29 protein-coding genes and 1 tRNA gene are annotated in these 25,797 nt (G+C 38.4%); 22 read left to right on the top strand and 8 right to left on the bottom strand.

The window, feature by feature from the left end:
• Positions 1–7: 7 nt before the first annotated feature.
• The 3 genes from DX873_RS17060 to DX873_RS17050 form a co-directional block, all read right to left on the bottom strand.
• The gene (locus tag DX873_RS17060; RefSeq protein WP_232520970.1) at positions 8–514 is read right to left on the bottom strand and encodes a DUF695 domain-containing protein; all 507 of its coding nucleotides are present in this window, start codon (positions 512–514) and stop codon (positions 8–10) included.
• Positions 515–708: 194 nt separating this feature from the next.
• Positions 709–1,767, bottom strand: a complete 1,059-nt coding sequence (locus DX873_RS17055) for a serine hydrolase domain-containing protein (RefSeq protein ID WP_116185704.1) — start codon at positions 1,765–1,767, stop codon at positions 709–711.
• A gap of 136 nt (positions 1,768–1,903) precedes the next feature.
• A complete protein-coding gene (locus DX873_RS17050; protein WP_116185703.1) occupies positions 1,904–3,004 on the bottom strand; it encodes a DUF4407 domain-containing protein in 1,101 nt (366 codons plus the stop codon).
• Positions 3,005–3,195: 191 nt separating this feature from the next.
• On the opposite strand from DX873_RS17050, the gene DX873_RS17045 reads away from it, so the two are divergent.
• The gene (locus DX873_RS17045; protein WP_116185788.1) at positions 3,196–4,398 is read left to right on the top strand and encodes an NAD(P)/FAD-dependent oxidoreductase; all 1,203 of its coding nucleotides are present in this window, start codon (positions 3,196–3,198) and stop codon (positions 4,396–4,398) included.
• Positions 4,399–4,462: 64 nt separating this feature from the next.
• On the opposite strand, the gene DX873_RS17040 is transcribed toward DX873_RS17045, so the two are convergent.
• On the bottom strand, positions 4,463–4,984 hold the full coding sequence (locus DX873_RS17040) for a nuclear transport factor 2 family protein (RefSeq protein WP_116185702.1): 522 nt from the start codon (positions 4,982–4,984) through the stop codon (positions 4,463–4,465).
• Between the two features lie 17 nt (positions 4,985–5,001).
• On the bottom strand, positions 5,002–6,393 hold the full coding sequence (locus tag DX873_RS17035) for a dipeptidase (protein WP_116185787.1): 1,392 nt from the start codon (positions 6,391–6,393) through the stop codon (positions 5,002–5,004).
• Between the two features lie 184 nt (positions 6,394–6,577).
• Here DX873_RS17035 and DX873_RS17030 point away from each other — a divergent pair.
• The 15 genes from DX873_RS17030 to DX873_RS16960 all read left to right on the top strand — a co-directional run bounded on the left by DX873_RS17030 (position 6,578) and on the right by DX873_RS16960 (position 19,050).
• A tRNA-Leu gene (locus tag DX873_RS17030) sits at positions 6,578–6,659 on the top strand.
• Positions 6,660–7,145: 486 nt separating this feature from the next.
• Positions 7,146–7,880 carry a sulfite exporter TauE/SafE family protein gene (locus DX873_RS17025; RefSeq protein ID WP_116185701.1) on the top strand — a complete coding sequence of 245 codons (735 nt, stop codon included), beginning with the start codon at positions 7,146–7,148 and terminating at the stop codon, positions 7,878–7,880.
• 71 nt (positions 7,881–7,951) lie between these two features.
• Complete coding sequence (locus tag DX873_RS17020) at positions 7,952–8,662, top strand: Crp/Fnr family transcriptional regulator (protein WP_116185700.1); 711 nt, start codon at positions 7,952–7,954, stop codon at positions 8,660–8,662.
• A gap of 169 nt (positions 8,663–8,831) precedes the next feature.
• A complete protein-coding gene (locus DX873_RS17015; RefSeq protein ID WP_116185699.1) occupies positions 8,832–9,335 on the top strand; it encodes a hypothetical protein in 504 nt (167 codons plus the stop codon).
• 136 nt (positions 9,336–9,471) lie between these two features.
• The gene (locus DX873_RS17010; RefSeq protein WP_116185698.1) at positions 9,472–10,176 is read left to right on the top strand and encodes a VIT1/CCC1 transporter family protein; all 705 of its coding nucleotides are present in this window, start codon (positions 9,472–9,474) and stop codon (positions 10,174–10,176) included.
• A 211-nt stretch (positions 10,177–10,387) separates the two neighbouring features.
• On the top strand, positions 10,388–11,152 hold the full coding sequence (locus DX873_RS19170) for a patatin-like phospholipase family protein (protein WP_116185697.1): 765 nt from the start codon (positions 10,388–10,390) through the stop codon (positions 11,150–11,152).
• A gap of 260 nt (positions 11,153–11,412) precedes the next feature.
• Entirely contained in the window at positions 11,413–11,643 is a 231-nt protein-coding gene (locus DX873_RS17000) for a hypothetical protein (protein WP_116185696.1), read from the top strand.
• A 14-nt stretch (positions 11,644–11,657) separates the two neighbouring features.
• Complete coding sequence (locus tag DX873_RS16995) at positions 11,658–12,113, top strand: universal stress protein (RefSeq protein ID WP_181899546.1); 456 nt, start codon at positions 11,658–11,660, stop codon at positions 12,111–12,113.
• 20 nt (positions 12,114–12,133) lie between these two features.
• Positions 12,134–12,556, top strand: a complete 423-nt coding sequence (locus tag DX873_RS16990) for a hypothetical protein (protein ID WP_116185694.1) — start codon at positions 12,134–12,136, stop codon at positions 12,554–12,556.
• A gap of 15 nt (positions 12,557–12,571) precedes the next feature.
• Entirely contained in the window at positions 12,572–13,426 is an 855-nt protein-coding gene (locus tag DX873_RS16985) for an ATP cone domain-containing protein (RefSeq protein WP_116185693.1), read from the top strand.
• Positions 13,413–14,786 carry an MBL fold metallo-hydrolase RNA specificity domain-containing protein gene (locus tag DX873_RS16980; RefSeq protein ID WP_116185692.1) on the top strand — a complete coding sequence of 458 codons (1,374 nt, stop codon included), beginning with the start codon at positions 13,413–13,415 and terminating at the stop codon, positions 14,784–14,786. The genes DX873_RS16985 and DX873_RS16980 overlap by 14 nt, the downstream gene beginning before the upstream one ends.
• 488 nt (positions 14,787–15,274) lie before the next feature.
• Complete coding sequence (locus DX873_RS16975) at positions 15,275–17,083, top strand: ParB/RepB/Spo0J family partition protein (RefSeq protein ID WP_116185786.1); 1,809 nt, start codon at positions 15,275–15,277, stop codon at positions 17,081–17,083.
• Between the two features lie 895 nt (positions 17,084–17,978).
• Positions 17,979–18,317, top strand: a complete 339-nt coding sequence (locus tag DX873_RS16970) for a single-stranded DNA-binding protein (RefSeq protein WP_116185691.1) — start codon at positions 17,979–17,981, stop codon at positions 18,315–18,317.
• A gap of 69 nt (positions 18,318–18,386) precedes the next feature.
• Entirely contained in the window at positions 18,387–18,836 is a 450-nt protein-coding gene (locus DX873_RS16965; protein WP_116185690.1) for a JAB domain-containing protein, read from the top strand.
• A gap of 73 nt (positions 18,837–18,909) precedes the next feature.
• Positions 18,910–19,050: a hypothetical protein gene (locus tag DX873_RS16960; RefSeq protein WP_232520969.1), complete on the top strand. Its 141-nt coding sequence runs from the start codon at positions 18,910–18,912 to the stop codon at positions 19,048–19,050.
• A 98-nt stretch (positions 19,051–19,148) separates the two neighbouring features.
• Here DX873_RS16960 and DX873_RS16955 read toward each other — a convergent pair whose 3' ends face one another.
• Complete coding sequence (locus DX873_RS16955) at positions 19,149–19,514, bottom strand: nuclear transport factor 2 family protein (RefSeq protein ID WP_116185689.1); 366 nt, start codon at positions 19,512–19,514, stop codon at positions 19,149–19,151.
• A gap of 275 nt (positions 19,515–19,789) precedes the next feature.
• Between DX873_RS16955 and DX873_RS18970 the strand changes: the two genes are divergently transcribed.
• From DX873_RS18970 to DX873_RS16935, 4 genes are all read left to right on the top strand, one after another.
• Positions 19,790–19,957, top strand: a complete 168-nt coding sequence (locus tag DX873_RS18970) for a hypothetical protein (RefSeq protein WP_181899545.1) — start codon at positions 19,790–19,792, stop codon at positions 19,955–19,957.
• Positions 19,958–20,449: 492 nt separating this feature from the next.
• Positions 20,450–21,028 (top strand): BfmA/BtgA family mobilization protein, encoded by a 579-nt coding sequence (locus tag DX873_RS16945; protein ID WP_116185687.1) that lies wholly within the window; start codon positions 20,450–20,452, stop codon positions 21,026–21,028.
• Between the two features lie 2 nt (positions 21,029–21,030).
• Positions 21,031–22,050, top strand: a complete 1,020-nt coding sequence (mobB, locus tag DX873_RS16940; protein WP_116185686.1) for a MobB family relaxase — start codon at positions 21,031–21,033, stop codon at positions 22,048–22,050.
• A gap of 13 nt (positions 22,051–22,063) precedes the next feature.
• Positions 22,064–23,647, top strand: a complete 1,584-nt coding sequence (locus tag DX873_RS16935; RefSeq protein ID WP_116185685.1) for a type IV secretory system conjugative DNA transfer family protein — start codon at positions 22,064–22,066, stop codon at positions 23,645–23,647.
• Between the two features lie 36 nt (positions 23,648–23,683).
• Here the strand turns inward: DX873_RS16935 and DX873_RS16930 are convergent, their stop codons facing one another.
• The gene (locus DX873_RS16930) at positions 23,684–23,935 is read right to left on the bottom strand and encodes a helix-turn-helix domain-containing protein (RefSeq protein ID WP_116185684.1); all 252 of its coding nucleotides are present in this window, start codon (positions 23,933–23,935) and stop codon (positions 23,684–23,686) included.
• Positions 23,936–24,473: 538 nt separating this feature from the next.
• On the opposite strand from DX873_RS16930, the gene DX873_RS16925 reads away from it, so the two are divergent.
• On the top strand, positions 24,474–24,674 hold the full coding sequence (locus DX873_RS16925) for a hypothetical protein (RefSeq protein ID WP_181899544.1): 201 nt from the start codon (positions 24,474–24,476) through the stop codon (positions 24,672–24,674).
• A 121-nt stretch (positions 24,675–24,795) separates the two neighbouring features.
• Complete coding sequence (locus DX873_RS16920; protein ID WP_116185682.1) at positions 24,796–25,236, top strand: exodeoxyribonuclease X C-terminal domain-containing protein; 441 nt, start codon at positions 24,796–24,798, stop codon at positions 25,234–25,236.
• Here DX873_RS16920 and DX873_RS16915 read toward each other — a convergent pair.
• Positions 25,233–25,778, bottom strand: coding sequence for a hypothetical protein (locus DX873_RS16915; RefSeq protein WP_116185681.1), 546 nt, complete (start codon positions 25,776–25,778; stop codon positions 25,233–25,235). The two genes, DX873_RS16920 and DX873_RS16915, sit on opposite strands and share 4 nt — an antisense overlap.
• Between the last annotated feature and the right edge of the window lie 19 nt (positions 25,779–25,797).

The following is a 25,797-nucleotide window of genomic DNA, read 5'->3' as shown; positions in this document are numbered from 1 at the left end:
GTAAACGTTATTTATTTTTGAAATCATTCAGTACCTTTTGAAAGTCAGTCCACTCTTTGTCTTCGTAAAAATTTATTTCAATCGGATAAACATCGTGTTTTTCCAAAGTCCGATTTAGCATTGTCATAAAATCGTCTTGCTTGGTGGTGTAATAAACCAGCTCTTTCAAATTATTTCCAGTTCTGCTGTATGCGTGAGTAAAAATGTCCGTTTCATTCATTGAAGTTTCCAATGCTTCTTCCAGAATAATCATTCTTTCGTTAATCTCCTTAGGTGGCATTCCATTATTTTTGGTTCCTTCATATTTCCAGGAAACAACGGTCAGAAATGGCAATTTTTTTATTGTATTTTCATTCGGCAGTTCGTTCACAAATTTCATAATAACAGGCGAGTCGTTTTCATAATATCTGCCAATTATCCCTTTTTGTTTTTCCGTTGATTTTTTTTCCTGCGCTTTGCCTTTTCCAAATCCTAAAAATGATAGCATAAGTGTTAATATTAAAATTCGGGTCATTTTTCCTAATGTTTGCCAACGTTTAAGATATGGTCTCGTTTTAATGGGCTATATCTACCGATACTGAAACAAGTCCGCCCGTGCCGTTCGGACGGGTTCTGCACAGCTAAGTGAAGTTACAGATTTTCAGTTTAAAAATGTAGAGCAGTTAATGTTCAGTAGGTCTGGATGACCAAAACACAATTGAACTACGGTTATTTCATTTCCTTTTTGATGTTCAATGCTAATTTTTCAAGCTTGTCGTCTATCCCCTCAAAACTGGCGTTTGATAAAACTGCAATTCCAACGTTGGATTCAGGAAAAATCATCAACCAATTCTGCATTCCCCAAATTCCCCCATGGTGGCGATAACACACTTCATTGTTTATTTCTAAAATATTCCAATGGTAACCAATGTCGAATCCGTGTTGGGTGCTAAAAAAGTTTTTATGTGATTCTTTGACTTCAGGGATTGTTTCGTTCAAGTGGTACTTCATGTATTTGATCAGGTCTGTTGTATTTGAATGTAAGCCTGCAATTCCACCCCATAGATTGTTCTGTAGGTGCTCTTGCGGTTCTATATCTCCATTAAAACCTTGTATCAACGAATTTTTGTCTTTTTCGTTAAGTGTAAATTTGGTATAAACCATCTCGTTTGGATCCAGAATGAAGTCCTGAACAAGTTTTTGATAGGGAACTCCATAAGCCTGTTCAATGATATAAGCAGTAATTTCAGGAGCTGTATTTGAATAGGCAAATTCCGTTCCGGGCTTAGAACTAATTTTTATCTGGTGCAGACCTTCCCAAAACTTGTCTTCATTTTCCATCGATGGTGGAAAGTTGGGGAAACCACCTGTATGGGTAACAATATCCTTTAGGGTTATTATTTTTCCATCGAACTCAAAATTTGGATATTCTTGAGGCAAATAGCTTCTAATGTCGGTTTCGAGTGATACTTTACCATCAAGAACTGCCTTGGCAACCATGGTTCCAGTAAATGTTTTGGTCACTGAGGCAAGCTCATACAGGGTGTTATCGGTAGGAGGGTTGTTCTTATTTGGCGTTTGTTCCCCATAATGAAAAGTATACTCTTTCCCATTATCATAAAGCGCTATTGAAACGGAATGAATTCTGTCATCATCCAAAAACTCTTTAGCATGGTATTCAACTATTTCAGATGTATTTTTCTGTTTAACTGATTTTTTTTGATTGCAACCAATAATTGTAATAATACTGAGTGCTACAACTATTGATCTATAAATACTTTTTGTCAATTTCTTTTGTTTTTTGGTATTTGTACAACTTAAGGATATGAATCGTTCTAATATCTATATCACCCAATATGGATGAGGATTCAGCATAAGCGCCTGAAGTTACAGGTTTTCCTTTAAAACTGTCCTTGTAAAGTGGTTATAGTCCCTTTATCTGAACCTTATGAAATGAATCAGCTTGGAGACGGAGCAATTCCTCTGCCTTCTCCTTTTTATAGCGGTACAACTCTTCCTCGTTTTTGATGTCGGCATAGATTTTCTCATTCAATGCACCATCTGTGGAGAGTAGCAGCTTACGTTGCTCCACTTTTTGGGTAACCCAGGTGGCCACTACACTTTCCTGTTCCTCAAATTTATAATCGTATTCCCCTTTAGGGGCCAATAGTTTGGCAATGATCGGGGCTGTTTCTATGGCCAAGAATAACAAGAAAATAAAGAATGAGGGAAACCAGGGCAGTTTTCCAAGCGCATTGATTCTAGCCATGAGGCCGTCAAAACCATCAATAATAGGTTGGGAATTGGTGACCGCCATATTGTAATCAGTACCCAAAGCGGCGATTTGGGATTCCAAATTTTCAATTTTGGTTGCGTTTGTCTCTTTCAAGGTGTTGAGCTCGGCCAAATAGGCGTCATGCTTCTCGCGCTTTTCCTTGTAAACAGGTCCCTTGCCCAATAACCCGGTGCCTGCGGTTCCTTCGGCTTCCGAAATGTAGACGTCGTACAGCGCATTGGTCTCGACCTCTTTTTGTACAACCTCCCTCTTCAAATTTGCAATTTCCTGATTCAGACTTTCAATTTTAGGAGTATACTGCAGTGCCAGTTGCTCCTTATTGGAAAGGGTCATGGCGTTTTTCTCTTCTAGGAGAACCTGGTCAATCTCCTTTTCAAAAATTTTCATTTCCAAGGGCTTTGAAATCACCACTGCAATTATGATTGCCAAAATGATTCGTGGAACGGCCTGGGTCAGTTCACTTTTAAAACTATCCCGTTTTTTAATGGTGGATACAATGTATCGGTCCAGATTGAAAATCAACAGGCCCCATATCAAACCAAAGAAAATAGAGGTGTATATATTGTCAAAAACGGTATACAGGGCATAACCGCTTGCAATGAAAGCCATGACCGCGGTAAAGAAAACCGTGGCTCCAATGCCAACATATTTGTTGCGTTCCCCATTGGAACATGTTTGTAGGATATCCGTATCTGCTCCAGAGCAGAAAATAAAGAAGCGTTGCATCATCATAGTGTTCGTTTTTTGATTGCCTTTATTAGAACGCAGTTTTGTCACTTTTGTTACATATAAAATGTTGAAAACTGATTTTTAGGAGATTATAACCAATTGAAAGTCATTTATTTATGGTTTAATACCTGACTTTTATCATGTTTTTTGAGCGTATTGAAACGTATTTTTATTTCATAAAATTTGAAAGGATGACAACTACCGTAGTAATAGGCGGAAACTTTGCTGGACTCACCGCCGCTTTAGAAATCAAGAGAAAAGGAAAAAAGGAACATAAGGTTGTTGTGATAGATAAATCCCCATTGTTTCTTTTTATTCCTTCATTGATATGGGTGCCATTTGGGCGCCGCGAGATCAAGGATATTTCTTTTAGAAAAGATACCATCTTAGAAAAGAAAGGTGTGGAGTTTGTTCAGGCCGAAGCACTAAAGGTTGACCCAGAAAGTCAAGTGGTCATGACCACCAAAGGTGATTATGCTTATGATCATTTAGTTATTTCTACTGGACCCAAGGTTAAGTTTGATGTGGCCCCTGGAGTAGCCGAGCATGCCCATTATATCGGAACACCAGACGGTGCCATGAAAACAAGAAAGGCCCTTGAGGACTTTAAAAAGAATCCTGGTCCTATTGTAATTGGTGCAACACAAAATGCTGGCTGTATGGGTGCGGCTTATGAGTTTCTTTTCAATATTGAAAAGTGGTTGAGAGAACAAAAGATCAGGAAGAAGGTAGACCTGTATTGGGTTACACCGGAAACTTTCCTTGGGCATTTTGGAATTGATGGTATGACAGGAGGTGAGACCATGCTCAAGTCCTTCATGAAGATGTTCAACATACATTACCGTACAGAGGTGGGTATCAAGGAAGTGACCAAGGATACCGTTGTATTGAGCTCCGATGAGGTGCTCCCAAGTGATTTCACTATGTTGATGCCTCCTTTTGTTGGAGTTGATTTTGTGATGAACTCGCCAGAACTGGAACCTACCGCGACAGGTTATTTGCCTGTAGGCGAAGATTATAGACACCCCAAATATCCCAATGTTTGGTCTGCAGGTATTGCAGTGGATGTAAAACTTCCTTTTGAACCTGGCAATGTGCCCTTTTCCGGTCCTAAAACGGGCTATCCTTCAGATGAGACGGGTAAAATAGTGGCCGAGAACATTGTTAGGGTAACGAAAGGAAAAACCAAGTTAAAAAGAAAGGCTTGGGGTAAAATACCAGGAATCTGTGTAATGGATGCCGGTAAAAAAGAGGTGATTATTATCAGTGATCACTTGTTCAAGCCTCGGAATTTTGCAATTATGATACCCAATGTAATTTATGACTTTTCCAAAGTACTTTTTGAGAAGTACTTCCTGTGGAAGACCAGGAACGGGTATTCGCAATTGCCTTAACTAGCCAAACTCAATAGAAAACCACTTCGAAAGAAGTGGTTTTTTTATTTCTCAACTGATTTGTTTACTGATTTTCGTTCGTATCAAACCCGTAGATGGTAGTCTGCATGCCTGCAATTTTCCAATCTCCATTAACTTTTTCCATGAGTCTTGTTTCTCGTTTCAGGCCACGTAATGAATCTTGTTGCTCATAAGTCACCCAAGCTCCATTTCCATAAAGTCTGATATCAATTTTCTCCAATGAATCAGGAACTGGCTCAGGTTCAGGATGCTCTTCCATGAACGTTTTCACAAACTGACTTATTTCGTCCCAACCAATTGATTCGGAAAAGGTATTTTCAGAAAAATTCAGGTATGTTTTGGTTATGCTTTGGTCATGAACCCATTTCTGCTGCCATGCATCATAGTCCCTTTCAAAAGCAGCCTTGGTCTCATTGTTCAGCGTTTCCAAAATAGCCTTTCTTTCGACTTCAATATCCATTGACAAACTTGTTGTTTCGTCGGTGTTTTCCTTTTTGACTTCTTCACAGCCTATAAAAGCAAACAAAATTACAAGTATGAATATGGGTAGACTTTTGCCTGACATTTTTCAGTTTTTACGTATTAGCTTGTGGCCAACTCAGTGTAATATTTATAGAAATATGGAATGGTCTCAATGCCCTTTAAAAAGTTCCAGACACCAAAATGTTCATTCGGAGAATGAATGGCATCACTGTCGAGCCCGAATCCCATGAGAATGGTCTTGCTCTCCAAGACTTTTTCAAAAAGAGCCACAATGGGAATACTTCCTCCGGTACGTTCTGGAATTGGAGTTTTTCCGAAGGTTTTTTCATAGGCCTTGGACGCGGCTTTATACCCAATACTATCCGTAGGGGTAACATAAGGCAGTCCGCCGTGGTGTGGCGCAACTTTTACCTTGACCCCTTTAGGGGCAATGGCCTGAAAATGGTCCATAAACATCTGGGTAATTTCATCTGGATTTTGATGGGGAACCAAACGCATGGAAATTTTTGCATAGGCCTTGCTTGCAATTACGGTCTTGGCACCCTCGCCAGTATATCCGCCCCAAATACCGTTTACATCCAAGGTGGGTCGAATGGAGTAACGTTCAGGTGTTGAGTAACCTTCTTCTCCATAAACATCCCCTATGTCAAGAGCTTCTTTGTAATCTTCTATATCGAAAGGGGCCTTGGCCATTTCGGCACGTTCCTCTTTTGATAGAGCTTCAACCTTATCGTAAAAACCGGGAATGGTAATATGGTTGTTTTCATCATGAAGGGAAGCTATCATCTTGGACAATACATTGATCGGATTGGGAACGGCACCTCCATATATTCCTGAATGCAAGTCCCTATTTGGTCCTGTTACTTCAACTTCCACATAACTAAGCCCCCGAAGTCCAGTGGTAATGGAAGGAACATCGTTTGCCATCATTCCTGTATCGGAAATCAGAATAATATCGTTGGCCAGTTTGTCCTTATGGTCATTCAGAAAATCAGCGAGGCTGTCACTGCCCACTTCTTCTTCACCTTCTATCATGAACTTGACGTTACAGGGCAATGTATTGTTCTTGATCATAAACTCCACAGCTTTTACATGCATGTAGAACTGTCCTTTGTCATCACAGGCCCCCCGTGCAAAAATGGCACCATCTGGGTGCAATTTGGTTTCTTTTATCACGGGTTCAAATGGAGGGGATTCCCAGAGATCCATTGGGTCTGGCGGTTGTACATCATAGTGGCCGTATACCAATATGGTAGGCAGGTTGGGGTCGATGGTTTTTTCTCCATAAACAACTGGATATCCTTTGGTTTCGCAGATTTCGGTATTGTCGCACCCCGCTTCTGAGAGTGATCTTTCAACGACTCTCGCCGTCTCAAGTACATCTTGCGAAAAAGCAGTATCCGCACTAATGGAAGGAATTTTTAGAAGTTCAATAAGTTCGTTGATAAATCGGTCTTTGTTGGTGTTGATGTAGTCGTTAATATTTTCCATGTATTGTATAAAAAGGGTACTAAAAGTACAAAAAACAAGTTTTTGAAAACATGACATTTGCAAATCGGAAAATTGAATTATATTTGCACTCCTTTCCGCGGGTGTGGTGGAATTGGTAGACACGCTAGACTTAGGATCTAGCCAAGGAAAAGTTCTTAAAATATTGTTAAAAAAATAATGTCCTGCGGGTGTGGTGGAATTGGTAGACACGTTAGACTTAGGATCTAATGCAGCGATGCGTGGGGGTTCGAGTCCCTTCACCCGCACTTATTTATTTCTTAAATAAATGTTAAAAGCTTCTCAAAAATGAGAAGCTTTTTTTGTTTAAGTACAACATATGTACAACATACGGCTTTTTTCGTTATCTAATATTATTAGATGTCAATTAGATTCATTCGATACTTAATAATATTTGTAGAGCCCTTCAAATACAGATTTGAAGTAACCTCGTAAAAATAAAATAACATTTTAAGAGCAGAAAAGCATCTTTTTTACATAGAATAGAAACAGGAATCCCCTTTCGTATTTACAAATAAAAAGATAACATTAGTGCTTGTAAGTCTTCAAAGAATGTTTACTAATTAGGTTTAAAGTTAAGTTATAGATTTAAAGATTGCAATAAATGCTCCTTCCGAAAATATCTGGATTATGCTACTTAAGTAGAAGATGGTTTGTTCGTTTTTGTCCAAATTAGTAATGGATCTACCCCTGGTATGGTATTGGGATGGCTTATGCCATGGTATATTGGATAAATGAAAGATATAAGCTATATATTCATATTACTTGCATTGCTGGCTGAAATAGCTGGTACAATAGGAGGTTTTGGTTCTTCGGTCTTTTTTGTGCCCATAGGCAATTTCTTTTTTGATTTTCAATCCGTGCTCGGATTGACCGCTATTTTTCATCTGTCCAGTAATATCAGTAAAATAGTTTTGTTCAAAAAAGGACTTGATAAAAAACTGCTTCTTAATATTGGACTGCCTTCTGTTCTGTTTGTGGTGATTGGAGGCTTTCTTTCAAAATATGTTGAGGGCAGTGTGTTGGAGATTGTACTGGGCCTCTTTTTGGTTGTGTTCAGTACACTGTTTTTAATAAAGAAACAAATCATTGTGATGCCCAACAAAAGAAATGCGATAACAGGAGGGGTCCTGTCCGGATTTTCAGCGGGACTGTTGGGAACCGGAGGTGCAATTAGAGGCCTGACCATGGCAGCATTTAATCTGGAGAAAAGCGCATTTATTGCTACTTCGGCCTTTATCGATTTTGTGATAGACTTTGCCCGCACATTTGTTTATTATGGAAATGGCTATATCCATAAACACGATCTTTTATACCTTCCTTTTTTAATTGTTATTGGATGGTTGGGAACCCTGATCGGGAAAAAAATTCTAAGCCATATTCCCCAACAAAAATTCAAGAATATATCGCTCTTGCTCATTCTGGGTATCGGCTTGGTGACCCTTGTAAAAACCATGGCCGACAACTGACCGGAACAGCGCAAATAACACTTCTAAATGAACTTGGAGTTTTGTAACTTTAGGGAGTCATTTATAACGTGATGATAGAAAAGGATAGTACATTATATTTTAGAGGTATGGAGTCTTTTAGAAATTCCAAACTCTTTGACGGCCTTGACCGGACTGTCCTTGATACATTGCTGCGGGAGATGAACCTAAAAAAATGGCCCAAAAACACATTCAAGGAAAGCACGGAATCCGAGTATATACATTATATACTTTCGGGAAAGTTAAAGATATACAGGAGAAATCAATTATTGGACCGTCAGTATACCATTTTTATATTAAAGGAAGGTGACCTTTTCGATTTGATCGCCTTATTCGATGCCAATCCCCACATAGTCTATTGGGAGGCTTTTACAGATTTGGAAATTTTGAGCTTGCCCTTGTGCACAATGCGGCATTGGATTGAAGTCAACCCAGTAGCCCACAATAATTTTTTTCATTACCTGGCAAACAGAATACGGCTACTGGAAGACAGTTCCATAGAATCAAACCTGAACAGTACCTTGATTCGTCTGTGTAAAGTCCTGTTGAGAAATATTAATGAGCAGTCCAATAAGCTTGAAATCATTAACGATCTTTCCAATGAGGAAATAGCAAACCTCGTGGGTACTACAAGGGCCGTCATCAATAGGCATATCCAGCACCTTAAAAAACTTGGAGCCATCCAAACCGGACGGAAACATATCGAGATAGCAAATATTCAGACCCTTTTGAACATTTCAGAGAACAGGTTTTCCATAGATTAACCATTAGACATTGTCTTTTTTTAACGGTTAGTGACTTAAGTAGCAGTTCACCAGAAACTTAGTGTTTAACTTTAAGGGATGTTCCAAAGGATAATGATCAATACATCGCAATATTAACCGGATGTAATGTTCTTTTGAGGAATGTAAATATAACTTTAATGATACAGCTATGAACTTAAGCGAGGTTCACAAACAATTGGAACAATACGATACAGCCGCTTCCAATGTACAAAAGAATAGGGACTGCTGGCAAAAAACCAAAAGATTGATTGTTCGCACTCTTAACACCATTATCAGGGAAACAGGAGTAAACGCGGAAGTCCATAAAGAGGAGAAACTGGAAGGGATGGAAATGGTATGCCTCACACAGGGAGAGCGGGAAAGTGGCATCTATGAGCGGATTGCCAATACCAAACGCCCCTTTCTTAAAGATGGAGGATACCTCTGTTATACGCAGATCTATAACGGAAAAGTATCAGTTTGGATAGCTTTACCTGTTATTGAAAATATTATGGAGAGCCAGGTGCCGGAACCCATAAATATTTTTAACCCTGATGAAATCAAAGAAGAAATGATCATAAAGCACGTGGCCCAATTTTTTAAGGAAATGGCAGAATGGGAGGACAAGGACCTACAACACCATGAATTGGGATACAAAATGAGAAACACTTGAGAAGAGAATCGGGAAGCGGCCCTGATGTTAGGACAACTTTTGGAACCTACCTGTTAGGGCCACAAAGTCATTGGCCATAGTATCGGTAGTACTGATATCAGCCTTCTTTGATTAAAACATAAGACGAAACAGAGTTATGGAAGATGTTTTAGAACACTATTTGGCCAACCACTATATCCACAGGAGCAATTGGTTGAGGGCTGCTGTCTTAGGGGCCAATGATGGAATCCTTTCCACAGCAAGTATAGCCATTGGGGTGTCAGTGGCATCCGACCTTAGGGTCACGGTGGTATTGGCGACCCTGGCAGGTCTGGTGGCTGGTGCTTTGTCCATGGCGGCTGGGGAATATGTGTCAGTGAGCTCTCAGACCGATATCGAAAATGCCGACATTGAACGTGAAAAAGTAGAATTAGAGGAAACGCCCGAGGTTGAATTACAACGTCTTGCAGAGATCTATCAAAGTAGGGGGCTGAAAAAGGAAACCGCTATGCTCGTTGCCAAAGAATTGACAGCTCACGATGCACTAGGGGCACACATAAGGGACGAACTTGGTATAAATGAAATTAGCCAGGCAAATCCGTTGCAGGCCGCATTCGCCTCTGGAACGGCATTTACCGCTGGAGGAGCATTGCCACTATTGGTGACCTTATTTCTTCCACTTTCCCATATGGCGTATTATTTATATGGTTCCGCAATTGTTTTTTTGATCCTTTTGGGAATTCTGTCAGCAAGAATGGGAGGCTCCAGCATATCCAGGGCCATATGGAGAATTACATTTTGGGGTACCGTAGCCATGGGATTGACCGCTTTTGTGGGGTATGTTTTTGGGATCAATATATAAAACGGGAAGCCCACGGAGCTCCATGAAAGAACATTGGTTTTCTTTAGTAAATATATCGCTATGGTAATCGCAAAATATAGCACTGTGTTTAACTATTCAGAGTATGGTGTTGGTACTTGTAATATGAAGCTTAGTATAAAATTCGGAAGTATGAAAAACATTTTTGCGAGAGCCGCCGAACGTATGGGTTCCTCTAAAATAGAAAGTATTTATGGATGATTCAATCGGAATAGTCCTTTCCGGAGGTGCAGCTCGGGGGGCCGTGCATATCGGGGTGCTACATGCTTTAAATGAGAACGGTATTTTTCCCGATCGAGTTGCCGGATCAAGCGCAGGAGCGTTAATAGGGGCATTGTATTGCGGGGGGATCACACCGATTGAAATTCTCAAACTGGCCAGAAGTCATAGGTTTTTAAAAGTTTTCAAGATAGGACTCATCAACAGAGGATTGACGGAAATGACAAGACTGAAAACCTTTTTGCAATATTATCTTGAGGATGATTTTGACACTTTGGAGGTGCCCTTGCATATTTCCGTAACGAATCTGAATTTAGGAAAATCGGAGATTATTGGTTCAGGGCAATTGATCGATGTGGTTTGCGCGTCCTGTGCCATTCCTTTGCTTTTTAAACCCATAACAATGAACGGCCATTCCTATGTGGACGGAGGACTGCTCAACAATTTACCGGTCGAGCCATTATTGGACAACTGTGATGTGGTTATTGGTGTGAGTATCAATAACCATATGGAAGTGAAACGCATCAAAGGGGCTTTGTCCATCACCGAACGATGTTTGCAATTGGCCGTCTGGAATACAATCCAGGAACGGCTTGCTAAATGTCACATTGCCATTGAAACACCGCAAGCCTTTAAATACAGTGCCTTTTCATTTAAAAAATCTGAAGAGCTATTTGAGATTGGCTATCAGGCAACCTTGGAACGGATGGATGAAATTAAGACAAGGATCTCAAGATGAATCTTTTAATCATATTAAGTAACGATGTATTCGTCCATAGAACCAAAATGCTTTTGGCCGACCAAACCCGCCTTTATTTTTCCTGGGTTAGCTACTTAAGTAGCAGTTCGTAACAGAGACTGTATGTACCTTTATAATGTTTGGTCAAAGGTGTTGTTGTGGCAATTTCAGTAAGAACCTGACCATGGGGTTGAGTAAACCGCCACAGCAAATTATGTAAGATACCCGGTGCAAATTTTGATTGATAGTTGATCCTTAAGATGAAAAACGTTTTTGTTAAAATCTTAACTCATTTGATTTTTGGGATTGTGGATTTTGCTCAAAAGAAACCGAATAGGACGGTTGTAAGAAGTCTGAACGCAACATTTCCCAATGCAAAATTTGTTGTGTGGAGGGAATTGGATAAAGATAAGTGGGAGGCAGATTTTGATGTTGAAAATCAAAATTATAGGATTGTCCTCAATGACCGGGGAGAGATTCTGGCACAATGAATAAACTAAAAAAAATGAAAAAACGTGTATGTATTGCGCTGGATACAAGCCCTGCTGCTGAAAAGATCGCCGCAGTTGGTTACCAACACGCAAAGGCTCTGAATGCAGAGCTGGTCCTGGTGCATGTTGTATATGATGTTTCCATGTACTCAGTAGATTATGATCCTATAATGGGGTATTCAGGATTTTTGATCGACAGTAACCTGAAAAGTGTCAAAAACCTAAAAGATGAAGCTAAGAAATTCTTAAAAGCTACCTCCGTTCATTTAGGGGATGGGTCTATTAAAACAAAGGTTATGAATGGCCCTGTCAAAGATGCCATCCTGAGCTTTGTCAAGGACAAAGAAGTGGATTTGTTGGTCATAGGTACCCATAGTCATAGTATGTTGGAGAATATGTTCATGGGGAATATCGCTTTAAAACTTGTAAAGCACTGCCCAATCCCATTGTTGGTCGTGCCCATTAAATAATTGTTAAAAATCAACAGAAAATGAAATCAGACCATTTACTTCCCATAGGGCTTGACACCATCCACTTTGAAACCAAAGCATGGATCAGTGAAATAAAGTTCTTCCATTATGAACTTTCATTTTTAAAGGATTTGATTGATGAAAGATTGGACGATACCTCTAGTAAGGGACTTGAGGCAAAAGCGATTTTCAAGAATGTCGAAAATATGAATAAGATGCTGTCTGAAGAGGTATTGGGAAATCTTGGGCAGCATGAAAAAGATTTGGCAAAGTTGCTCCAAAGTGACTCCTTGGAGGAACCTGCATATATAAAAAATCATATAGCCTTTGCAAAAGAAGTCCAAATACTGCGAAAGCAGGTACAGGTGTTCAAAGCGGCCCTTTTCGATTACTTGAAAGAGCATCCGTTTGATTATGACCACGATTATATTACCGGATGGTAGCTTTTCCATAAAAATATGACATTACAATCCATAGAAATAGTAAAGGCCAATGGCGAAAAGGCCAGGTTTTCAATCGGCAAGCTTCGCTCTTCATTGGCCAGGACGGGAGCTGACAAGCATGTGGTGCAAAGGATTATCGATATCGTTAGGGATGAGCTCTACCAGGGCATCTCAACAAGGGAGATATACAATCGGGCGTTTGCCCTCTTAAAAAATGAACAACATGTCTATGCCTCCAGGTTCAAACTTAAGAAAGCCATATTCGAATTGGGTCCTACCGGATTTCCCTTTGAGAACTTCATAGCCGCGCTGTTCCAGTATTCGGGTTACAAGGTGGAAATAAGACAATCGGTACAAGGAAAGTGTATTGCCCATGAAGTGGATGTCATGGTCAATAAAAATGGGATGACCAATCTCATTGAGTGCAAGTTCCATAGTGAGGAAGGTCGCAATTGTGATGTTAAGATCCCCCTTTATATCCATTCAAGATACAACGATATCAAGGCCGTATGGCAAGAGGATAAACAGAGCCTCCTGGAAGGCATTTGGATAGCCACCAATACCCGGTTCACTGATGATGCCACGCAGTATGCCAAATGCAATAACCTGAACCTGCTGGCCTGGAGCTACCCGGAAGGGAATTCGCTCAAGGATCGGATTGACCGACTTGCCCTGTATCCCATAACCGTTTCAACATTGTTGACAAACACCGAGAAGAAATTCTTATTGGAAAAGGATGTCGTTTTGGCCAAGCAATTGCTTGAAAACAGCTACCTGCTGGACCATCTCGGGATTTCGGAATCGAGAACCCCAAAAATTATCAATGAAATGAAACAACTTTGCAATTTAGTACATCGTGAAAACAGTTAAAGTACATTTTTTAGGTGCCGCCAAGACCGTGACCGGGTCAAAACTATTATTGGAAACCCCCGATATGAATATCCTTATCGATTGCGGCCTGTTCCAAGGACTAAAGGAACTGAGGCTACTCAACTGGGAACCCATTCCCTTTGATGCGTCCAAAATTGATTTTGTACTATTGACACATGGACACTTGGACCATACAGGATATTTGCCAAAATTGGTAAAGCAAGGGTTTAAAGGAAAGATTTTGGCGACACCACCAACATTGTCTATTGCCAAGATCATTCTGGAGGATACCGCTAAGATCAATGAAGAAGAGGCTGAAGAGATCAACAAAGCGGGATACTCGAAGCACCAACCGGCTCTGCCACTGTACGATCAAAGGGATGTTGAGAAGACCTTGCATTATTTTAAAGGGGTTGCATTGGACCAGTGGGAATGGTTGTCGGAGCATATAGGTTTTAAATGCTCCTATAACGGGCATATCATAGGGGCAACCTTCATAGAGTTGAAAATCTATGGGAAGACCATGGTGTTCTCGGGCGACATCGGTCGACCTAATGACGTGCTGTTGTTCCCGCCAAAGAAACCGATTCATGCCGATTACCTGTTCATGGAAAGCACCTATGGAAACAAACTGCATCCCCTGGATGATGTGAACGATAGACTCATTGAGTTGGTTGATAGGATCATTGACGAGAATGGAACACTGGTAATTCCAACTTTTGCCGTTGAAAGACAACAGACACTAATGTACCTTTTATGGAAACTCCATTCTGAAAAACGAATTGAAGATGTCCCGGTGTATGTGGATAGCCCCATGGGGAACAATGTGCTTTCCGTTTTTGAAAGGTTTACCCCCTGGCATAAATTGACACCGGAAACAATGGCCGATATCAATAGGCACCAGACCATTATCACCTCCTATAAGGATACCTGGAAAACCATTGATAGCCCAAACCCTAAAATTGTGATTGCGGGCAGTGGCATGGTTACCGGAGGACGGGTATTGACCTACCTGAAACAGATAATAGATGATCCTTCTACTCATGTATTACTGGTTGGATATCAGGCAGAAGGAACAAGAGGAAGGCAACTGCTGGAAGGGACTCATGAGGTGAAAATATATAACAAGTATTATCCGGTGGAAGCGCAGATCCATCATATTGAGAGCTTGTCCGCCCATGCCGATCAGGGCGAATTATTGGACTGGCTGTCCGAACTAGAGGGTAGACCAAAAAAAGTGTTTTTGATACATGGGGAACCCATTGCCATGGATGCCTTTCGTGTAAAACTGGAACATGAGAAACAGTGGCTCGTCCATATCCCGCAACTCCATGAAGTATTTGAAATCACTCTAGAATAAGATTCAATCCATCTTATTCAGCCATCTGAAAAAAGAAATGGATACAAGTTTAATAACTTTAAAACTTTAAAAACATACCGTTGCAAAAATTACAGAAACAAAACGTTATAGAATTTAAACACCTGCTTACAGATGGATTTAAAAAAGTGGTCAGAATTATCGCGAAGGTGGCATATTCTATATTGGTATTGACAAAAATGAAAATGTTTGCAGTTTGACGGATTTCCACAATTTAGTTGGGCAATCTGTGCGTGTATAGTGGTTCTTAATACAGCCGTTGCAACGATTTTCTTTTATTTTTTTGTCAGGTAAATTTATAATCACACAATATTCCCGAAAGTTAAACTCGCAAAATCTTTCTCGGAAAAGACTACGGCATAAAGCCCCTCTTTATCCCATGCTTATTTATTCCGTTTCCTTTCCGCTCCAAAATTTTGTCTTCCGTTTGGAGCCATGCTTAAATATTGTTTAACACAAAAAATTTAATCATGGAAACAAAAGTAAAAAGTAATGCAGCAACAAAAAGGACTGCTAGAAGAAGTCAACCTGGCACTAACGAAGATTCAAATGTGACCACTTCTATGGTTATTCCTGAGTTAAAGATTGAAAATTTGGACTTGGGTTTAATATCGCCCGACCCAAAGCAACCCAGGAAATCATATAATGAATTGAATTTGCAAGGTTTGGCAGACAGCATTAAGGAGTTCGGCGTACTTCAACCCATAACAGTCAGAAAGTCCAAGAAGGAGTACATTATTGTAATGGGTGAAAGACGATTTCGTGCCAGTAAAATAGCGGGTAAACAAACGATTCCTTCAATTATCCGCGAATATGAAAACAACAACGTTCTGGAATTGCAAATTATCGAAAACTTGCAGCGTCAGGATGTTGAACCTACTGAGGAAGCAGAAGCAATTGCATTTTTAAGGGAAAAATATACATCTGCTGAGATTGCGAAGCGACTAGGTAGAGGTGAAGGTTTTGTTCGTCAACGTATCAAATTATCAGGACTCATTGAAGGGTTTAAACGCTTCGTAAGAAATGGCAAAATGAACCTTTCATTGGGTGTTGGTGTGGCTCTTTTTGAACCGGAAGACCAAAAGATGATGCTGGAGACAATGGGAAAGGAATTTAATGCCGGTCAGATAAAAAGAATGATTGAGAACAATACCTACGACTTATCAAAGGCACCTTTTAAAGTCGATGACAAAGAGCTAGTTCCAAAAGCTGGTGCTTGCAGTTTGTGCCCCTTCAATGCGATTAATCAGGGAAGTCTATTCGGTGATGGCAAAATGATTTGTACTAAATCAGCATGTTATGAAACCAAAAAGTTGAAAGTGTTTTTAAATCTTATCGAAAGAGCTAAAAAAGAAAATCGAATTTTGGTTCCTGATATAAGAAGACACTGGGTTAACCAAGACGGAAATCAACTCATAATTTCTCAAATGGAAAAAGAAGGAATGACGGTTTATCTTTTAGATGATATTGACATTTTGAAAAGACCAAAAAAGCCAACTGCTAAAAGCGTCAAAGAAGATTACCATTGGAAAGAATTTACCGAACAAGAGCTTCAGGAGGAATTAAATGATGCGATTAAAGATTATAACGAAGAAGTAAGACAGTTTAATGCTGCTGAGGAAAACGGGTTTGTAAAAGGATATTATTTTGATACTGGCAGTTACAAATTCGAGAAGATTTTCGTTAAAATTGAACAGGAGGAAGAAACTGAAACTACTCCGACCACAATTCCTATAGAAAAAAGGAAAATGGAAGACTGTACTCCAGAAGAACAAATTACTAAAATAAACGCCAGGGAATTACGTAAGAAGGAAATTGAGAACAACAAACAGTTTGAAGAAGTGGTAAAAATGATTCGAGAAACGGATTATATAAATTCCAAAAAGCCACTAACTGTAGATGAAATGGTGGCGTTTTCAATTACACTTTTTGAGAACAATATTGGCTACTTTGAACAGCAGAAGAACTTTAAAGCGTTTTATGGAAAATCATCTAATGTTAGTCGAGAAGTTCAAGTAGAACAATTTAAAAAGAACTTCAAAAAAGAAAAGCTTCATAAGCTCATTCGATTTATACTTACCAAGCAAGTTCATTTTGGAGAGAGCAATCACATAAACAACTATACAAACATTTCTTTTTACACGGCAATGCAGGGTTTCCATAAGACAGAGATTGCAAAAATTGAGAAAGCTTATGCCGACAAGAGAAGTGAACGCGAACAACGTCTTGAAAAGCGTGTTGCCGAACTTCAAAAACAGGTGAAAGCACTCAGCGCATAATCTTTGTTTAATTAAGAGGAATACCTTTTACGGGATTCCTCTTTTTTATTTGCTGAATTGTTTCCAAGACAGTACTTCTAGATTTAATATTCATTAAAAACATGAGCTAATATACCAACATCAATAAAACTCTTGTCCATATACGGAGAAGAGTTCAATTTGTTTGCCTCAGCACTTTTACGCTTCATTCCGTTTTACTCCATTTCGGTAAAAGAGCTTCATTACAAAAATCTTGGACACAATTCGCAATTTTCTCCTTTCATATCGGGAGCCGATCCGCTATACTGGAACGGAACCCCTCATTTACAGTCCAAAATTGCAAATAGAGTCCGCCTTAAATAGTGCATCAAATGGAATTCGGTAATCAGACAAAACGTTTCCAGATTTTACTAGCTTATACGAGACTTAATAGGAAAGGTAAAAGTGTGATTTTTTTTAACCGAATTAACGGCAAAAGCCTCTTGAACTTTTGCTCGATAATTCTCAAAAAAACCAGACTTCCACCTCAATAATTTTATGGGGTTAATAATAAATAAAGCCCAAAAGGTTTTTCGGGGCATCGAAAAACAGGCATGTCATAACCAATTCTAATCAGCACGACCACACTTCACTCGCTTAACTTCCCGTACGCTTCCTTGTATGGCAGTGTGAAAGAATTGCTAACGACATTATGGAACTTGTCAAGACTGGTACAAGTTTTAGAAATAAATAAGGTTTCTACTGCCTTGTTTTTAGCCCGTAGGTAAAAACTACGTTGCATACACTCCTGATTTCTCCCTAAAAGTCTTGACAAAACCCACTTGATTTATTGTGCTACGCACGCAAGGAATCAAACAAACACCCCATAAAATTTAAAACGAATTGGGGAAATATTAATCTTAAAATTTTTAAAATCATGAGTACATTAAGAAACAAAGTAACGTTAATCGGAAACGTTGGACAAGAGCCAGAAATCAGAGACTTAGAAAGTGGTAAAAAAGTAGCTAAAATTTCATTGGCAACCAATGAAAGCTACAAAAATGGTAAAGGAGAAAAAGTAACCGATACCCAATGGCATAACCTTGTAGCATGGGGTAAAACAGCCGAAATCATTGAAAAGTACGTAACCAAAGGCAAAGAAATTGCCATAGAGGGCAAACTGACCTCTAGGTCTTATGAGGATAAGGAAGGTAACAAAAGATATGTTACTGAAGTGGTTGTTTCTGAAATCCTTTTGTTGGGAGGTAACGACTAATGAGATTACAAAAGGGTGTTACTATTCGAGGTTTCACCCTTTGTCATTTTCAATCAAAATCGATGAATCATGAAAACCAAAGTCAACGAAATACAAATCAGTTATAAAGAGAAGATTAAAATTTCTGATGCTCCAAAAATTTGCAGCTCTAAGGATGCTGCGAAACTTCTTTTTGAATTTTGGGACAAAGGAACAATCGAACTACAAGAAAGTTTCAAAATTTTATTGTTGAACAATTCGAATAAGGTCAAAGGAATTTATGAAATTTCCAAAGGCGGTATTTCCGCAACCTATGTGGATGTTAGAATATTATTCGCAACAGTGTTAAAGTCTCTTTCCGTTGGAATTATTATGTCGCATAACCATCCATCTGGGCAACTAAAGCCAAGTAAAGCAGATTTGGAACTAACCTCAAAGGTTAAGGCAGCATCTAATTTTTTTGATATTAAGGTGTTAGACCATTTGATAATTAGTTCAAATGGTGAGTACCTAAGTTTTGCAGATGAGGGGTTATTGTAATTTAAAGTCATGAATGATGATACACCTGAATTTTAACAACCTCGATGACAAAACCCAAAAAAGACTTTTTGAAATGTCTAAAAAAGATGTGGAACATCAATATGGGGAACAGATAAAAGCCTATGCGGAAGGAAATCAGTTAAAATATACCAATGTATTGGATTCAGAGGTAATGAGGAATCTATACAACTATAAATATACTTTTAGCATATAAACGAATTAAACAGGGAATAGTCTTAACAACATAAGGCTATTTTTTGTGTTCTTGTTTTTCACAGGTATCGAACCCACAAAAACCAATTTGGGGCTTGATTATTCAAAAGGGGGCTTTTCCCTTAACCCTTTTTCAGTTACCTTCCAATGTCCATCAACAAGAACCAATTTGAACGTTTCTGGTTTGTCTTCATAGGAGGTTGTGAATTTCACCCACGCAATATCTCCTTCGGCTATTTCCTCAATTACTGCAAAATCGGAAGCTTTATTTTCAGAGTCGGTAATAAATCCCTGAATCGATAAAAAGGACTCAAAGCTTTCATTGGTGGTATGTTTTTTAAGAGCATCATTGTTCTTTTTATAAAAGCTCTCAACAACGACTTGAGCAACTTCACTAGGTGTCGTATGATGCTCTGAACAAGAAAAGAACACCGTAATAAACAAACACATTAATTGGTTTTTCATAGTGCGGAAAATTAAAAGCACATAATATAAATCTATATGTACGAATACAAAGTGGTGATGTCTATTCTAATCCCTTAGAGTCAAGTTTTTATCCGTTATAGTCAATTAACATTCATTTGACTGCAAGTTAGTCCCTGAAAAATATTCCCATAAAAAAGACTACGGCATAAAGCCACATCCTCAGCCGACGCAAATTTATTCCGTTTCCTTTTTAGATGAAATTTTTAAGGAACCAGGTCTCCAGTAAAATAATTGATAATTCAAAAATTTACATTATGGAAACAAGAGCAAGAGTAAAAAGAGTGTTGGAAATTCCAGCGAGAAGATCACAAGCTATTAAAACCTCAGAGCAAAATGTATCAGACAAATCTTTTTATCTGGTTATTAATTTGTGGTTGTTCAAATTTGAATACTCGAAAGAACAGCACCCTAATTTAAGTTGATTTTTAACATCAACTCATTACAAAAAGGCTCTTGAAAAAGAGTCTTTTTTAATGGTCATTTCTATTAAATGTGACGCCTTGAATTTCCTTTGTTGGAAATTTAATTTCTATTGCCATCAATTGTATTCATTTGGCATAGTTTTACATTTTCATTTTTTCTCAAACGATGGTATATTTATACAAGTCCGTTGATTGGGCTATGTATGGTCATTCCATTTTTTGATTTGACTTTCCTTTTGACCATGCATTTCAATTCTTGTTAGAATGCAATGCCACTGATTGGTACAATCAAGTGGTTCGGATTTTTGTTCGCAGGGCGAACGAAAAGGAGAAGCAAGAGGGTACCGTGCTGGCGCACCGGTACATTCTCCATTTTCTGCGAAAAGCCCCTGTTTATGAGGGTTTTCAAGGGTTGGGTAAAAAGTGAAATATGGCGGTTTGCAGCAAAAACGCCCAGACCCCCAGTAAACAGGTAATTATTTGCAGCAAAAAATGGAAAAATTCTCAAAATATGAGTTTTCCGGGATCAATATTAAGAAGGTAACAGCGCTTAGGTTCAGAACCCTTTCTAAAACACTCAGCATGTCCAATACAGAAACCTTGAGTGCCATGCTGGACTTTTTTGAGGTGCATGAAATCTCTCCATTGGATTCCATCGATGGTAGTTTAGCTGCCATTGAAATCAGGATTAAAAGAAGAATTAGCAATGCCATTGCCATTATCAGGGATATTGAAAAGAGCCAAACATTACCCACCGTTGCAATGCTCCAATCTTTGTTCGATCAGCAGTTCGCACCGGAGAATGGGGGTGGAGATTTTGAAGAAGATTTTGAATTTATCGAAAAGAAATTTGAGGACCAGGACAGCAGTGAAGAATGGATTGAAGAAACTACGATTCCAAAAATAAGGTATGAGAGATTGATGGAAAAAATGGAAGCCTTGAAGTTGGATTTTGTGTATGTGCTGGAACAGGTAAAGGAAGTCAAGGTGAGTTTTGGGAAGGACTATCTGAAGATGGAGCTTACCCCCGAGGAAATAGAAAAGTATAAACGAACCATTAAAAATTTATAAGTATGTATATAGCAATCAGCGCACAACGACAAGGTGAAAACTTTAGTGGAAGCGTTAGTGATTTTGTCAAATATCTGGAAAAAGAAAATGAGGAAATAAGCCCCGAACATCAGGAACAATTCTTTAATCAATATAATGATCGCATTAGCGCTGAAGAAGTTATTGAACAAATAGATAAGAACACCACGAAGCTCAACAAGAAAGATCCGAAATTTTACTCAATAGTGGTCAGTCCATCACAAAGGGAACTGAAAGCAATTAACAATGACCCTGAAAAGTTACGCGAATATATAAGGGAAATGATGAAAGACTATGCTGCCTCATTTCATAGGAATAATGAAGTAAAGATAGATGACATAAAATACTTTGCAAAGATCGAGCGTGAAAGAACCTTTAAGGGGAACGATAAGGAGATTAGGGAAAACCAACCTTACGCTACGAAAATATTAAAACTTCAAGGGGAGATAAGGGATATTGAATCTGGTAAAGCTAAAGGGAATATCAAGGTGCTTAAAAAAGAGATCAAACGGTTGGAAATGGATGCCCCTCATAAGATCAATGGCAAACGAATTGTAAGGGGAATGAAAAAAGAGGGCATGCAAAATCATGTCCATATCATTGTGAGCCATAAGGATGCAACCAATTCAAATAAGCTATCTCCACTGGCCAAAAACAAGGAGGCAGAAACCATTATAAACGGACAAAAAGTAAAACAAGGTTTTAACCGGGACAAATTCTTTGCGGCTGCAGAAAAGACTTTCGATAAGAAATTTAATTATAAACGAAACTTCGTAGAGAGTTACAAGGCGAGAAATGTTTTGGATAAAAACCCAAAACAGTTTTTTGCTATGTTGGCAGGATTGCCAACAACAGAAAAGCAAGCAGCTTTTAAAATGTTATTTAAATCCGGGGTGAATGTTCCAACAATCCCAACCAATAAAGTTCAGCTCGCTTATAAGGCTTTAATGAAACTCAAAAGAGGTGTGGAAACTGCTATTAACTCTGGCTCCATTGGAGTTTAAATTAGATTAGATTATGAACGTTCAAATTCAAATACTTATTCCGGCATTGGTCTTTGGTGGACTCATAAGTTATGCCTTTAACAAATTTGTCAAACAGGGGTTCTTGAAAATAGTGCTGTTCCTGGTTCTTGCAGCAGCAATTAATTCGACCAAGCTCGATTTACAGTCGTTATTAAAAGCACTGATATTTATGTTCCTTCCCTTGCAATTTATCAATGTTGTAATGTTTGCCCTAAGCGGAGTTAACGCTAAAAGTCCGTCAATTATTAAGGAGTACAAAGTAGTGATGAAAACCAGGGGTTCCAAGTTGGTTCTTGAAAACATTCGCAGGGGTATTTCGATCATTGCTGCAGCAGGAAGCGGAAAGACCGAGAGCATCATTTTTGGATTGATGAAGCATTTTAAAAATAACAGGTTTTGCGGAGTTATTCATGATTATAAGAATTTTGAGATAACAGAAATGGCTTATCCCCTATACCTGAACAGCGGTAACAAATTCTACATTGTGTCCTTCGACCCAATTTATTACAGAGTTAATCCCATTGCTCCAAAATACTTACCCGATGAAGAAAGTGTTTATGAAGTTTCAAGGGTACTTCTGGAAAACTTATTAGAGACAAAAGACTCCGATGATAATAGTACATCCCGATTTTTTAAGGACGCTGTTGAAGGGCTCATTAGCGGTTTGATCTGGCGGCTAAAAACAGATTATGAGGACTATTGCACAATACCTCATTTAATTGCCCTATATCAACAACTCAATACAAAAGGACTATTACAATTTCTGAAAGGCAACATTACTTCGAGAGCTATGGCAGATGCCTTTATTAGTGGTGTGGGTTCAGAACGTCAAACAGCAGGTGTAAAAAGTACATTGGCAAACGCCTTTAAAAAAATCAGCACCAAAAAAATATTCATGGCTCTGTCTTCGGATGATATTCCATTGGACATCAACAACCCAGAAAATCCTTCTGTGGTTTGTGTGGTTAACAACCCGAAAAAGGATGCCTCTTTATCACCTGTAATAGCTACGGTATTACATACTATTTCCAAACAAATGAGTGAGCGAAACAGGTTGCCATCATTTTTGTTATTAGAGGAAGCATCAACAATTAGGTTGTTGCACATGCATCGTATACCGGCCACACTTAGAAGCTATAATATTTCCACTGTTTATGTGATGCAGGATAAGATTCAAAATGACATGCTATATGGAGAAAAAGCTAGTAAAGCCATACTCAGTAATCTCTCGTATCAGTTTTTTGGAAAGGTGAACGACCCGGACACCGCAAAATATTACGAACGTTTCTTTGAGATTGTTAAGAATCCAACCAGGAGTGTTAGCAAGGGAACCGGACTGTCATGGGAAGCTCGAATCACTAAAGGAGAAAGAGAGGTTCCGAAAAGAAGAGCAGAGATCTTCTTTAGATTGAAACAAGGTGAATTTATTGTTTTTGCTGATGGTAAAGACAGAAAAGTGAGGTTTAAACGCCCACAGATTGAAAAGAAGCTACCCAAGTCAGTAGAAGTTACACCGTTGGATTTGGAGAAAAACTTCATAAAGATTCATAGTGAAGTTAAATCCATGTTTAAATAAAAGAATGCATTGGCTCAAAGTTATACATGAATAGTTTTAATCGATATCATATTTTATCTCAAAATCAAATAGTTCTTTGGGCTGAATATCCAATCCCTTTGAAATCTCATATATGGTATTCATAGAAATATTGATTGTGCCTTTTTCTATCTTATTAAGGTTCGCATGGTCCACGTCACAACGTTGCGCAAGTTTCCTAAAACTCAAATTTTTAGACTTTCGTATCTTTTTTAAGTTTTCGCCAAATAAGATTCTGAATTTTTCATTATTTTTTAATTCACTATTCAAGTTAATCTGGTAATTTTTGCAAACCGTTAATTTCTAAAGAATGAAATAAATTGATGTTGGTTTCTGTGCCAACAATCAGATAATTTTAGTTATGTTTGCATACACATTATATATGTCTCTTTGATCCTCCAATAGAGAACAGGTAATTTTCACGTTAGAGGTGATAAGCGGATAAGCTCACGCCAATTGGCGTGAGCTTTTATAGGCTCTGGCTATACATGAAGTAGTTGATACCCTAGAATTAATAATCAAGAGCAACTTTCCTGGTTTCGATAACACCTCAATTAGAGGTGTTCGAAGCCTTGTGCTGTAGAGATTTGATATTGGGAAAAGTTAGGTTTCTAAATGTTTTGAAAAGCTTTCAAATTTTAACTTTAAAGGATTAAATCTTGACTGTGAGGGATTATTTCATTAAAGTCTCTGGAAACCAAACTTTTTGATTTGGATGATTTTAAAGACTGTTCTACCTTGGTGATTTTGACTACAAGTTTTTATGAATGTAACAATGGAATATATTTTATCAGCGAATAAGGAGGCAATGGACTTGTTTAATTCCTCTGAACAGGCATTGTTGGATTCCAGTAGTTTTGACTTTATGGTTTATAGGTTTACAGGAAAAAGCGAAGTACTAAAAGATTTGGAGGAATGGGATTTTAATGTACCGATAAGTAAAAGTTCTTATATGCTTTTATACTCAAACCTGTGTAGAAAACTAAGAGATAACTTTAACAATCAGTAGTTGGTTAATCTCTTCATTATAAGTAATATAAATTGGGGCAAATGCCATAAATAATTAAATTTTGGTTTAGTTTTTGATTCTAGTTGTTGCAAATTGAATTGTTTAACCGATCTAACAAATCATGAGAATAGCGTTTGTATTTATTATAAAAATATTTGAATTTTTATTGTTCAGATCACTTAGGTCTGGATCTTTTCGTAAGTCCCATTCAAATAATTTTGCCAAACTCTCAAATGTAGATAAGGTAAAGATTCTGGAACAAAGAAGGCAGGCAAAAGGGTATCGTCCTCAATGGCTCTATTATAGATGCAGAGAAGAAGGACTTTTAAATGAATACAACGCATTATTTAAACCGAATGTAGAATCAAGAAGTAACAGGAGTGAATGGAAAGGTGTAGTGTTTTCATTTGGAAAATACAAAGGGCAACTTGTTAAAGATGTATGGAAAAAAGATAAGGATTACATCAATTGGTTGGATGAACAGGATTGGTTATGTCATTATCCGGACGAAGGACAAGAAATCTTTGAGATAAAAAGTGCTGCCGAAAAAGTGCTAGCTTAAGCTTCTAAAGTTTTGTACCAATAATAAAACGCCTCTAGGTTGTGTTTTTTTAGTTTATTCAAAGCCGAATAGTTGTGATCACTAATAATCCAATCTTTCATATCAACTTCTGGGTTGAATAATTCTAAACTCTCTTCGTCTTTTTCCAGCTTACTTACAATATAGGATGCCTTAGCAACAGCAATTTGGGCTTGGGGCTCCCTGAAGCGATCTCCATAAATAAAATTATTAAGCCTACTTACTCCAGAACGCATTATAGCAAATGTCTTTTTATTAAGTCTTCCGTAAACACAAAAGTTATGGGATGTATCTACAATGTCATTATAAATAACCTCATATTCTTCTGTTTTGAAACCTCTATAGACCAATTCGGTTTGTGCGACTTTCATAAAATTTTCTTTTACACCTTTAAGAGATTCTAAACGGTCAAAAATCCCGGCAATATCGTATATCTGCTTCATTGCTTCCATTGGTTTTGTGAGCGGAACACCTGTTGAATTAGGTCCGTAAGCTGTTAATTTATCTCCTAAGATAGCTCCCAATGTTGGGGTGGTTACTTTT

This window comes from Flagellimonas nanhaiensis (genome assembly GCF_003382275.1).
GTDB lineage: Bacteria > Bacteroidota > Bacteroidia > Flavobacteriales > Flavobacteriaceae > Flagellimonas > Flagellimonas nanhaiensis.
Note: the sequence above shows the minus strand (reverse complement) of the source record. Positions and strands in the feature narration are given on the sequence as shown.